General features: G+C 49.1%; 13 protein-coding genes. 4 read left to right on the forward strand and 9 right to left on the reverse strand.

The window, feature by feature from the left end; genetic code table 11:
* From ABYW01_RS05515 to ccoN, 7 genes are all read right to left on the reverse strand, one after another.
* The coding region (locus ABYW01_RS05515; RefSeq protein ID WP_372831504.1) for a heavy metal translocating P-type ATPase at nt 1–1819 on the reverse strand (1819 nt) is incomplete at its 3' end.
* Between the two features lie 3 nt (nt 1820–1822).
* Entirely contained in the window at nt 1823–2359 is a 537-nt protein-coding gene (locus ABYW01_RS05520; protein ID WP_372831505.1) for a FixH family protein, read from the reverse strand.
* 215 nt (nt 2360–2574) lie between these two features.
* Nucleotides 2575–4005, reverse strand: a complete 1431-nt coding sequence (ccoG, locus tag ABYW01_RS05525; RefSeq protein ID WP_372831506.1) for a cytochrome c oxidase accessory protein CcoG — start codon at nt 4003–4005, stop codon at nt 2575–2577.
* 148 nt (nt 4006–4153) lie between these two features.
* A complete protein-coding gene (ccoP, locus tag ABYW01_RS05530; protein WP_372831507.1) occupies nt 4154–5047 on the reverse strand; it encodes a cytochrome-c oxidase, cbb3-type subunit III in 894 nt (297 codons plus the stop codon).
* Nucleotides 5044–5226: a cbb3-type cytochrome c oxidase subunit 3 gene (locus tag ABYW01_RS05535; RefSeq protein WP_193955368.1), complete on the reverse strand. Its 183-nt coding sequence runs from the start codon at nt 5224–5226 to the stop codon at nt 5044–5046. The genes ccoP and ABYW01_RS05535 overlap by 4 nt, the downstream gene beginning before the upstream one ends.
* A gap of 7 nt (nt 5227–5233) precedes the next feature.
* Nucleotides 5234–5851 (reverse strand): cytochrome-c oxidase, cbb3-type subunit II, encoded by a 618-nt coding sequence (gene ccoO, locus ABYW01_RS05540; protein ID WP_371871905.1) that lies wholly within the window; start codon nt 5849–5851, stop codon nt 5234–5236.
* Between the two features lie 23 nt (nt 5852–5874).
* Nucleotides 5875–7305: a cytochrome-c oxidase, cbb3-type subunit I gene (gene ccoN, locus ABYW01_RS05545; RefSeq protein WP_372831508.1), complete on the reverse strand. Its 1431-nt coding sequence runs from the start codon at nt 7303–7305 to the stop codon at nt 5875–5877.
* 373 nt (nt 7306–7678) lie between these two features.
* Here ccoN and ABYW01_RS05550 point away from each other — a divergent pair, with 373 nt between their 5' ends.
* Nucleotides 7679–8284, forward strand: coding sequence for an alpha/beta family hydrolase (locus ABYW01_RS05550; RefSeq protein WP_372831509.1), 606 nt, complete (start codon nt 7679–7681; stop codon nt 8282–8284).
* On the forward strand, nt 8281–9348 hold the full coding sequence (gene rlmM, locus ABYW01_RS05555; RefSeq protein ID WP_372831510.1) for a 23S rRNA (cytidine(2498)-2'-O)-methyltransferase RlmM: 1068 nt from the start codon (nt 8281–8283) through the stop codon (nt 9346–9348). Before ABYW01_RS05550 ends, rlmM begins: the two co-directional genes overlap by 4 nt.
* Nucleotides 9349–9407: 59 nt before the next feature.
* Here rlmM and ABYW01_RS05560 read toward each other — a convergent pair whose 3' ends face one another.
* Entirely contained in the window at nt 9408–9689 is a 282-nt protein-coding gene (locus ABYW01_RS05560) for an antibiotic biosynthesis monooxygenase (RefSeq protein WP_372831511.1), read from the reverse strand.
* A 160-nt stretch (nt 9690–9849) separates the two neighbouring features.
* Here ABYW01_RS05560 and tusA point away from each other — a divergent pair, with 160 nt between their 5' ends.
* Together tusA and ABYW01_RS05570 are read left to right on the forward strand one after the other, a co-directional pair.
* Nucleotides 9850–10092 (forward strand): sulfurtransferase TusA, encoded by a 243-nt coding sequence (gene tusA, locus ABYW01_RS05565; protein WP_193955362.1) that lies wholly within the window; start codon nt 9850–9852, stop codon nt 10090–10092.
* 5 nt (nt 10093–10097) lie between these two features.
* Nucleotides 10098–10625: a ProQ/FINO family protein gene (locus ABYW01_RS05570; RefSeq protein WP_372831512.1), complete on the forward strand. Its 528-nt coding sequence runs from the start codon at nt 10098–10100 to the stop codon at nt 10623–10625.
* Between the two features lies 1 nt (nt 10626).
* Here the strand turns inward: ABYW01_RS05570 and ABYW01_RS05575 are convergent.
* The coding region (locus ABYW01_RS05575) for a DUF3080 family protein (RefSeq protein WP_372831513.1) at nt 10627–11499 on the reverse strand (873 nt) is incomplete at its 5' end.

An 11499-nucleotide genomic window follows, 5' to 3' on the forward strand; every position in this document is an offset into this window, starting at 1 on the left:
CCCCGTGGGAATACTCTGGTTTTCCGATGCGGTACTTGATGCCATCGATCAGTCCTTCAAGCCCCTGACCCAAAGTCGCTTGAAGGTTATCAACTTTGTAGTCGCTCACGACTGTATGGAATGCCTGTGCGATCGGATGCTCAGAATGCTTCTCTAGTGCTGCTGCGATCTGAAGGTGCTCATCATTCTTATGATCTGTGAGTGAGCGTGTTTCCTGAAGGGTCAGGTTACCTTCTGTGAGCGTCCCGGTTTTATCAAAAACAATATGCGTAGCACGCGCGAGGCTCTCTAATACATGACCACGGGTGATGAGCATGCCGTTCTGTCGCAGGGTGCCGGTTGCGGCTGTCAGTGCGGTTGGGGTCGCCAGTGATAGTGCGCATGGGCAGGTAACAACCAGAACGGAAAGCGTGATCCAGAAGGCGTCTTCTGGAGAAATTAGCCACCAGCTAAAGCCTACCGTTGCCGCGGTTAAAAGCACGGCGGAGACAAAATAACTGGCAAACCGGTCAGCTAACTGAGCAACCTTGGGCTTGTCTTCCTGAGCGCGTTCCAACAGGCGGACAATGGATGAAAGCTGTGTTTCTGCACCGACCTGTGTCACTTCGAGTGTGATCGGGTTTTCAACGTTAATCGTGCCGCCGATGACGTTTTCACCGAGCCCTTTTCGAATAGGGAGGTATTCGCCGGTCAGCGCAGATTCATCGATCGAACTGCTGCCTGCGACGATTTTTCCGTCAGCAGGTACGGTATGTCCGGGTTTAATGAGAACCTGATCGCCAATGCTTAGCTCTTTTGCCGGAACCATGGTCTCTTCGCCATCGACGATTTTGATAGCGCTTGCGGGCAATAGGTTGAGCATGGCATTGCCTGCACGGCCCGTACGGTGACGTGCCTGCATTTCCAGATAACGGCCAATAAGCAGGAAGAAAGTGAACATAGTGACAGAGTCAAAGTACACCTCTCCACTGTCGGTTACCGTGGCCCAGATACTTGCCAGATAGGCGCCGCCGACAGCAATCGAAACAGGAACATCCATGCTTAAGTGGCGTGTACGAAGGTCCCGTAACGCTGCGACAAAGAAGGGCCGAGCGGCATATAGAATGACGGGTGTCGCAATCACCATGCTGGCCCAGCGCATGAAGGTGACATGCTTACCTTCGATGCCTTGAATGGCACCACCATAAAGCGCGACAGCGATCATCATGACTTGCATCATGCCGATACCTGCAACCCCTAAGCGGCGTGTGGCGCGTTTTCTTTCCTGTTCCAGTAGCTGCTCTTCCTTATCTGGATGATAAGGGTGAGCCTGATAGCCTATCCGGTATATCTCAGCGAGTAATAAACTGAGTACCTGTGATGTTGAATCCCAGCTAATACGAGCACGGTGGTTAGTGAGGTTTACGCTCACTTTTACCACGCCCGATTGTTTCTTCAGATGATGCTCGAGCAGCCAAATACAGGCTGCACAGGTAATTCCCTCGATGACCAGAGTGGCTTCTTTTACGCCATCTTCTTTAGTCACGACGAAGTCGCGTTGCACCGATTCCTGATCATAAAGCGCCAGTTCGCTCAGTTGGGCATCTGATACAGATTTAAGCGATAAATCGGGTGTGTAAGAAGCGGTTTCACGATGTTTGTAAAAGTTGTCCAGTCCGCTTTCTACAATGGTTTGGGCGACGGCTTGGCAGCCGGGGCAACACATTGATCGTGGCTTTTCATCAATGACGGTGACAAAGCTGCTTCCCGCGGGGACATCTTGCCCGCAATGAAAGCAGCCTTCGGTCGTTGCCTGAGAAGGCGCGAGGGAGCTGTTCATCGATTATTCTGACGCTGAAAGTGTGGCTTTAACCGGAGCGTCCGGGTCTTTGGCCTGTTGTGCGCCAACGGTAATTTCTGCTCGCAAACGCCATGTTTCATCAGCGGGGGTGAGCGTCATATAGCGCTTGCCCAAAATCTTACCCTTCAGGCTGCCAAGGTAGTTTGGTGTCCCAGGTTGATGACGCAATGTCAGAGTTTGATCATAGTTTTTGTGCGTAGGGTGAATGATTCCAAGTGACAGGAATTCTGGCAGTGGGGATAGCTCGCCTTTAAGTTGAACGACAACGTCACCGGTCAGCAGGTCGAATATCAGATCGCCTTCCAGGCCCAGTTCGCGTGTGTATTGTTGACGTGTATCATCAACGTGATAACCGCGGGCCTGCTTGTAGTAGTCATCTTTAACAATGCCATCGTGGGTGACGATAGAGATATATAAGAACGCAAATCCGTAAATAAATACGGCGATCAGTGGTGCCAGAATAAACCACAGCCAAGGCTGTTTATACCAAGGGGCGATTGCTGGATTTTCTTTACTCATCGATATCTCTTGTAAATCTGAATGACTGAAGTCGGGATGGCCGAAGTGTATACAGGAATGTGCCTGAAAGGGAGCCCTGTGCTTTATATACTTACTGCTAATGCCGGGTTATTTGGTCGGTATCAATATACTCAAAAAAATAGCCGCATCGCAGTGTGCGACGCGGCTATTCTACCACTATTTAGTGATTGTTGGCGCGAGCTTATAGGTGCGACTTAACGTCGCGGGGCTGGGCCAATGAAGCGGTTTTCTTCTTCGATTACGATAGTATCGTCATCGATCGCTTCCACTTTGAACTTAATGTCATAGTTCGGCTTGCTCAGGTACTTCGGTTCGATCTGCAGGCGAACAGGGTGGTCAAGTAGTTCACCTGACTGAATGTTCACAAGACTTGCACCGATCATCTCTAGTCCGTCCAGGCCCATGATGGTGATTCGGTATTGGTGGTCAACCTGTTCCTTGTTGGCAATTTTGAGGGTGTATACGTTTTCAATCTTGCCTTGGGAATTTTCAATGTATAGCTGGCCACGGTCACGCAGGATGTCTACTTCCAGAGGGATGCGGCTCATCAGTGTGTAGCCGAACGCCAGGCACATGGCCATCAGTGCGGCAAAGTAGCCAATCAGGCGAGGGCGGAACAGTTTTGTGACATTGCCATCGAGCGCATGCTCGGTGGTATATCGTACTAAACCGCGTTCGTATCCCATGCGATCCATCATTGAGTCACAGACGTCAACACAGGCACCGCAGGCTACACACTCATATTGCAGACCGTCACGAATATCAATACCGACAGGGCAGACGTGTACACAAGCATTACAGTCGATGCAGTCGCCGAGACCTTGCTCTTTATAGTCGGCGTTCTTTTTGCGCTTGCCACGATTTTCGCCGCGTTTCTCATCGTAGGAGATAATGAGAGTGTCCTGATCGAACATGACGCTTTGGAAGCGAGCGTAAGGGCACATGTAGATACATACCTGCTCGCGCAGCCAGCCTGCATTGCCATAGGTTGCTACTGCAAGGAAGCCCAGCCACCAAGTTTCCCACGGTCCCAAGTCCCAGCTGAGTACTGCAGGAACCAGTTCACGGATAGGGGTGAAATAGCCTACAAATGCAATCGCTGATGTAATGGCAATCGTTAACCAAAGGATATGCTTGGCAGTCTTTTTGATTAGTTTGTTTTTGCTCCAGGGTGATTTATCGAGCTTAATGCGTGCGTTTCGATCACCTTCGGTAACCCGTTCTGCCCAGATAAAAAACCATGTCCATACAAATTGTGGGCAAGCGTAACCGCACCATAGTCGACCGGCAAACGCGGTTACAAAGAACAGCGTGAAGGCCAATATAATGAGTAGCCAGGATAGCAACATAAAATCCTGGGGCCAGAATGTCATGCCAAAAACATGAAACTGACGACTTGGCAGATCAAACAGAACGGCCTGACGACCATCCCATTGAATCCAGGAGAAAGCGTAGAACGCAACCAGCATCATCGCGCTGGTGATTGTGCGGAAATTCTTGAACAGACCTTTGTAGAATTTTACGTGGATATGTTCGCGTTTGGCGTAAAGATCAAAGTCCTCTTTGTTCTTATTGCCATTACCAGATTTCTTAGGTGTGACATCTTGAACTGGTATCTGATTCATTGGGGTGCTCACCGCTATAAAAAATAACCTCACATGCCTTTGAGCCTGATCTTGACTGGTTCATTAGCACTTTCGAATATTATAAACCGTCCAATAAAAAAGGCGATATGATTTAGATCATATCGCCTTTTTTTGTCAGTCCAAGCGTTTATTTGTTGGACAGGCTGTAAACGTAAGCAGTGATCAGGTGGATCTTGTCTTCGTTCAACAGAGTGTTGTGCGCAGGCATTACACCGTTACGACCGTTACGAATGGTGTGGGCAACTTTCTCGAAAGAACCGCCGTACAGCCAAATGTTATCGGTCAGGTTAGGTGCACCCAGTGCCAGCATGCCGGTAGCATCCGCACCGTGACAAGCAGTACACAGAGCCTGGAACTGAGCTTTACCGTTTGCAGCGGAGTCAGCATCAACTTCCTGACCGCTCAGGCTCAGCACGTAGCTGGAAACGTCACGTACGCCTTCTTCGCCCAGTACAGCGCCCCAAGGAGGCATGCCGCCGTTACGACCGTTAGCGATAGTGGCTTTAATAGTCGCAGCGTCGCCACCATACAGCCAATCGTTATCGGTCAGGTTAGGGAAGCCGTATGCGCCAGAACCGGTAGATCCGTGACACAGAGAGCAGTTGTTGGCAAACATGCGCTGACCCATTTTCAGGCCGGCTTCGTTACCTGGCTGCTGCAGTTCTTCAACAGACATTGCCGCGTATTTAGCAAATACAGGCTTGTACTGTTCTTCTGCGTGCGCCATTTCCTCTTCCCACTGACCGGTAGAGGACCAGCCCAGCAGACCCTGGAAGCTACCCAGACCTGGGTACAGAGCCAGGTAAGCCAGACCAAAGATCACAGTCGCCATGAACATCTGGAACCACCAGCGTGGCAGAGGGTTATCGTACTCTGCAATGCCGTCAAATTCGTGACCCAGTGTCTGATCAGTTGCTTCCTTGTGCGTCTCGCTCTTGCGAGTCGCCAGCAGCAACCAAGTACAGCCAAGAATGACTGCCAGGGTAATAACAGTTACCCACGCGCTCCAAAAAGCACTCATTTTTCGATTCTCCCGTTATCGGCCTTCGCATTGTTGTCTTCGTCGTCATCTTCGAAGGGCAGGTTTGCTGCATCATCAAACCCTGCCTTGTTCTTCGGGTGTAACACCCATGCGAACAAGGCCAGGAAAGTGATGAGCATTACCACCACAATGTAAGGACCATAAACATCGTAACTCACAGGTTGCCTACCGCACTTTGTCGTAGTTGTTGTGCAGTTTACCCAGAGACTGAAGGTATGCTACCAGCGCATCAATTTCATATTTACCCTGTACAGCTTCCTGTGCACCGGCGATTGCTTCGTCGGAGAAAGGAACGCCCAGCATGCGCTGAACTTCAAGCTTCTTGGCTGTATCTGAGCCAGTCAGCTTGTTTTCAAACAGCCATGGGTAAGAAGGCATTTTGGACTCAGGTACAACGTCACGAGGGTTGTACAAGTGAGCACGATGCCAGTCATCAGAGTAACGAGAACCTACACGAGCCAGGTCTGGACCAGTACGCTTAGAACCCCACAGGAATGGGTGTTCCCAAACGTGCTCGTTGGCAGTGGAGAAGTGACCGTAACGCTCAGTTTCCGCACGGAATGGACGGATCATCTGAGAGTGACATACGTTACAACCTTCACGGATGTAGATGTCGCGGCCTTCGAACTCCAGCGCAGAGTAGGTGCGCAAACCGTCGATTGGCTTAGTTGTAGAGGACTGGAAGAAAAGAGGTACGATTTCAGCCAGACCACCACCACTGATCACAAGGATGATCAGTAGGATCATAAGGCCGATATTCTTTTCAATCGTTTCGTGTTTGATCATTTCTATCTGCTCCTATGACCTTAAGCTGCCTGTGCTGCAGCGTCAGCTGCAGGTGCAGTGCTGTTTTTACGAACAGTCTGCCAGGTGTTGAACGCCATCAGAACCATGCCTGTCAGGAAGAACATGCCGCCCAACCAGCGTACGAAGTAGCCAGGGTGAGATGCTTCCAGAGCTTCTACGAAGCTGTAGGTCAGAGTGCCGTCTTCGTTTACTGCACGCCACATCAGGCCCTGCAAGATGCCGTTAACCCACATCGCGCAGATGTACAGTACAGTACCGATAGTTGCCAGCCAGAAGTGCGTGTTGATCAGGCCAACAGAGTACATCTGAGCTTTACCGAACAGGCGTGGAAGCATGTGGTAAACAGCACCGATAGAAATCATCGCAACCCAACCCAATGCACCCGCGTGTACGTGACCAACAGTCCAGTCAGTGTAGTGGGACAGAGCGTTTACAGTCTTGATGGACATCATAGGGCCTTCAAACGTAGACATACCGTAGAAGGACAGAGATACAACCAGGAAGCGAAGAACTGGGTCTGTACGCAGTTTGTGCCATGCGCCGGACAGAGTCATCATACCGTTGATCATACCACCCCAAGATGGAGCCAGCAGGATCAGGGACATAACCATTGCTACAGACTGGGTCCAGTCTGGCAGTGCGGTGTAATGCAGGTGGTGACCACCAGCCCACATGTAAGTCGCGATCAGAGCCCAGAAGTGAACGATGGACAGACGGTAAGAGAAGATCGGACGTTCAGCCTGCTTCGGTACGAAGTAGTACATCATGCCCAGGAAGCCTGCAGTCAGGAAGAAGCCTACCGCGTTGTGACCGTACCACCACTGAACCATCGCATCGACAGTACCTGGGTATACAGAGTAAGACTTCCACAGGGAAACAGGCATTGCTGCGCTGTTTACGATGTGCAGGACTGCAACGGTGATGATGAATGCCATGTAGAACCAGTTGCCCACGTAGATGTGGGAGGTTTTACGCATTTTAACCGTGCCGAGGAAAACAATAGCGTAGGAAACCCATACGATCGCAATCAGCAGATCGATTGGCCATTCCAGCTCTGCATACTCTTTAGAAGAGGTCAGACCCAGTGGCAGGGTAACTGCAGCAGCGACGATTACAGCCTGCCAGCCCCAGAACGTGAACGCGGCCAGGCCACCACCAAATAGGCGGGTCTGGCAGGTACGCTGTACCACGTAGTAAGAAGTTGCGAACAACGCGCAACCACCAAATGCAAAGATTACAGCATTGGTGTGTAATGGACGTAAACGGCCGTATGTCAGCCATGGGATGTCAAAGTTTAGTGCTGGCCAAACCAACTGGGCAGCGATCAGGACACCGACGGTCATACCGACGATACCCCAAACCACTGTCATGATGGCGAACTGGCGCACCACTTTATAATTGTAGGTGGGGTGTTCAGTTGCTGTGCTCATGCTCAGGCTCTCATCAACAAGCTAATTAAAGAAATTAGAGTTCAGGCGCAATTATGTGGAAATGGGCACTAATTTTCAATGTAAATGGAACAAAAATTGGGACGAATTGTCGCACCTGCGAAATAGACGCTGTAGCACTCTGGTAGTAGTTTTTTATATTTTGATTGGGTTGTAAGTTGTTGTAATTTAAGGGTTATATGTTTATTCCAATAGGTAATATATATATGATTATGGTGAATATAATGGCCTTTTTAGTACTTTAGGCGTGCTTTTTAAATGTCTGTTGCGGGCCTTTTCGGTTCTTTACTTGATGTAGATCAAGCTGGAGAAATAGGTATGATCCGTCTTCGTCTGCTACCAAGGTACTAAGCTCATGTTTGATAAAGGTAATTCTTGTCAGGGTATTGTGTTGTTTGCGCACGGTGCGGGTGCGGGAATGGATCATCCGTTTATGCTGCAGATGGATGAGTTGTTGGCGGCTAAGGGATTGCAGGTTCTCCGGTTTGAATTCCCCTATATGACGAAAAGGCGTGAAGACGGAAAAAAGCGTCCTCCAGATCGTATGCCTATATTGCTTGCCCATTATAAACAACGAATTGAAAGCCTCATTGAGACCACGAAACTACCCGTTTATATCGCGGGGAAATCGATGGGTGGGCGGGTTGCGTCGATGTTGTTGGATGAAACCGATGCTAAGGCTTGTTTCGCGTTTGGTTATCCATTTCATCCGCCGCGTAAACCTGAGAGTTTGCGTACTGAGCATCTTCTGGATATCGAGAAGCCTGTATATATTTTTCAGGGCACTCGGGATGCGATGGGAAATCGAGAAGAGGTGTTACACTACGCGCTTTCAGAATCAGTTCATTTGCATTGGCTGGAAGATGGGGATCATGATCTCAAGCCCCGTAAAGCATCGGGCTATAGTCAGGCAGTGCATTTGGAGCAGATTGCGCAAAGAGTTAAGGAGATAGTTAGTTGAGCGAATTTTGTCGTCTGGTGTTGCAGTGTCGCCCAGGATTTGAAAAAGAAGCGGCTGCAGAAATAACTGATCGGGCGGCGGAGGTTGGTGTCTACGGATATTGTCAGCTAAAGCCCCATGATGGCTATGTGCTATTCACTTGTCAGCAGGATGGTGATGCGCGCGTGGTTGTGGATAAAGTCGACTTTCGCTCACTTATATTTGTCAGGCAGTGGACCGCGTGTGGCGATCTGCAGGTGTTGGATGCAAATGATCGTATCGGTCAATTAAGCGAGGTACTTGATGGCTATCCCGAGTGTGTTGAGCTTTGGGTAGAGCAGCCTGATACGACGGAGGGGCGGGAGCTCGGTACTTTTTGTCGAAAGTTTGGCTCGGCATTGGCGCAGCACATGCGCAAAAAAGGAAAGCTGTCCAAGCGTAAGGAGGCGCGAAATACCCGCCTTCAATTGTTTGTCTTATCAGGCAGCGAGATTTATGTAGGAATTGCGCCTGTGAATAACTCTGCTCCGTGGTTAATGGGCATACCAAGGTTGAAGTTTCCAAAGCAGGCACCGAGTCGCTCGACGCTGAAGCTTGAGGAGGCCTGGCATTGGTTTATACCGTCGGCTAAGTGGGATGAGAGAATTCCTTTGGGCGGCTCTGCAGTGGATCTGGGTGCTGCGCCTGGTGGTTGGACGTGGCAGCTTGTTAATCGCAGTATGTTCGTAACGGCTGTTGATAATGGGCCAATGAACGACGATTTGATGGAAAGTGGGCAGGTGATTCACGCAGAGGAAGATGCGTATCAGTTTGTACCTGATAAAACGGTTGATCTAATGGTTTGTGACGTGGTGGAAAAGCCGATTCGCACCGCGGCGTTGGCATCTGACTGGCTTCTTAATGGTTATTGTCGCGAAGCTATATTTAACCTGAAATTGCCGATGAAGCAGCGTTATCAGGAAACGGTTGGTTGCTTGAATCTGATTTCTGATCGAATGACAGAGGCGGGCGTAGCGTACGAATTGCGCACAAAGCAGCTCTACCATGATCGGGAAGAAGTTACCTGTTCTTTGCGTCTTCTATAAGACGGAAGGGTTGATATCCAGGGGCGCCATTTATGTGAGCGCCCCAGTTTGTGAAGGCGTTAGTGCTGAAGGATCGTGATTTTCTCATCGCGATCTAGCATGGGGTGGATCGCCTCCATCATCTCTTTGCGTTCCGGTGATCCGTACCAGCGTTGCCAGTCCTGGATCGTTCGATAGGTGACAATGACATAACGATGGTTGGCATCGTTGGCATTATGTAGTGCTTCACCTGAAATAAAGCCGTGGGCATTCATGGCTTGTTGTAGCGTGTTGCGCGCTGCTTTTTCATAATACTCAGCCAGATCGTCGGCGATGTGGCGTTCGATAATTACTCGGATCATAGTAGCCTCCTCATTGAGCGATACTGCATCCTGTTATTCTTGATATAAAACGTACTAATAATGTGTCAGAAACAGAGAAAAAGCGACTTTCCCGGCAAACATCCTTTGCCTCATCTGGGTAATTTGAGACAATAGGGCTTCTGCAGTTAAGAGTGGCATGATGACAGATTTTAAAGTGGACCATGAAATGGATGCTCAAGGGCTATATTGTCCTGAGCCCGTGATGTTGTTGCACAACAAAGTGCGTGACATGGTAGATGGTCAGATAGTGCATGTGATTGCTACGGATCCCTCCACGCAGCGCGATATACCTAAATTTTGCTCCTTTCTCGGCCATGATTTGGTAGAGCAGCAGGTAAATGGCGATATATTTGAGTATTACATTCGTAAAGGGTCTGACTGACAGGAATGGTTAGTAATATCGCCCAGCTATGTAAAGATACCAATCAATTAATTGAAACACTGGAACGGATGCTCAGCGCTGAAGAGGAGCGGCGCGGCAATCGAATTGAGGCCAATAAGGTGAATGACGTCGTAACTCCAAAAGCTAAGTCGAAGAATCGTGCAGCAAATCTGGCGGCACTTCAGCAGCTTTCCGAAGCTTATCCAAATGCGTTTGATCGCAAGAACGTGCGTCCATTGAAAATCGGCATTCAGGATGACCTGATTGCAGATGAGAAGGTGGCGAAAAACAAGATTAAACGTGCGCTGGCAAGTTATGTTCGTTCACTGAACTATTTGCGTTCGTTGCAGGATGGTGCTGATCGTATTGATATCAATGGTGAGGCTTCGGGTAGTGTGACTGCTGAAGAAGCTCAGCATACAAAAGGTAAGTTGAAAGAGATCAATCAGGCTCGTCGTGAGCAGAAGCGCGAGCAAGAAAAGAAAGAGCGTATGAATAATAAGCTTGAAGCGCTCCTCTCAATGAACAAGTGATCTATCCGGGCGCCTTTTCTTGGCGCCCTTTTTCGTTTTGACCACCGGGCATTAGGTTGCATTGGCGCAGTATGCGCTGCCATGCCGCAGTGTGTTCATCTCTGGCGCGTATGTATTGTTGCCACATCCCATGTTCATTTGTCATGGACAGAACCTGCGTAAAATATCGACTCATTTCGGGAGTTGGTTCGAGTAAGTCAAAAATGTTGGCTTGTATCGATAACCATTCTTCACCGTTGCGGTGAACGCGTGAGAGATATGGTTGGAATTTCTGGCTATAAAATTTTCTGAATACATTGCTGAGAATCGTGCGTTTCTGTGATTGGTGTCCCGGGTGGCAAAATGGTTTTTGGTCGAGTCGTGTATTGATGGCATGGCCAGTGCTCTCCATTGTTTCTGTTAAGAGTGCTAAGGATTTCAGAAATCGTGAGCCGTAGCGGTTGGTGTTGAGTGTTTTGTAGCTGGTTTCTATATCGTCAAGAAACTCTAGTGGGTCTTTATCCTGATGTTCGGGATCTAGGTTGGCGAGGCGTTGAAACTGCAGGAATACAGCATATGTTGCCGTAAAGCCTACTTCGCCTTCAATCGGTATTGGGGGTTCGCTGCGTGAGAAGTTGGCAGCCACTTCATTTGATCCAAAGATTCCGTTCCATATCTCTCTTTTAAGGTTTTGGGACTTTATGTTGTAAATAGTCTCTATTCTTTCTTTTAGTTCTTCGTCCTGGGAAGGGTCTTTTCTAATTAGGCTCAAACAGTGTCGAATGCTCCTTATAAATCGTATCTCATATACCATTCGTTGTGATGGCAGCATTACTCGGCCAAGGTTTGAATTGCGCTGAGCAATCAAATTCAGCAGTCCGTCGCAATATTTCAG

The organism is Pontibacterium sp. (genome assembly GCF_041587635.1).
Classification (GTDB): Bacteria; Pseudomonadota; Gammaproteobacteria; order Pseudomonadales; family Balneatricaceae; genus Pontibacterium.

Bases quoted from the DNA above. Each gene is read 5' to 3' on its own strand.
- tusA (WP_193955362.1), top strand. From the start codon at position 9,850: ATGACAGATTTTAAAGTGGACCATGAAATGGATGCTCAAGGGCTATAT.
- ABYW01_RS05550 (WP_372831509.1), top strand. From the start codon at position 7,679: ATGTTTGATAAAGGTAATTCTTGTCAGGGTATTGTGTTGTTTGCGCAC.
- ccoN (WP_372831508.1), bottom strand. From the start codon at position 7,305: ATGAGCACAGCAACTGAACACCCCACCTACAATTATAAAGTGGTGCGC.
- ABYW01_RS05560 (WP_372831511.1), bottom strand. From the start codon at position 9,689: ATGATCCGAGTAATTATCGAACGCCACATCGCCGACGATCTGGCTGAG.
- ccoG (WP_372831506.1), bottom strand. From the start codon at position 4,005: ATGAATCAGATACCAGTTCAAGATGTCACACCTAAGAAATCTGGTAAT.
- ABYW01_RS05570 (WP_372831512.1), top strand. From the start codon at position 10,098: ATGGTTAGTAATATCGCCCAGCTATGTAAAGATACCAATCAATTAATT.
- ABYW01_RS05520 (WP_372831505.1), bottom strand. From the start codon at position 2,359: ATGAGTAAAGAAAATCCAGCAATCGCCCCTTGGTATAAACAGCCTTGG.
- ccoP (WP_372831507.1), bottom strand. From the start codon at position 5,047: ATGAGTGCTTTTTGGAGCGCGTGGGTAACTGTTATTACCCTGGCAGTC.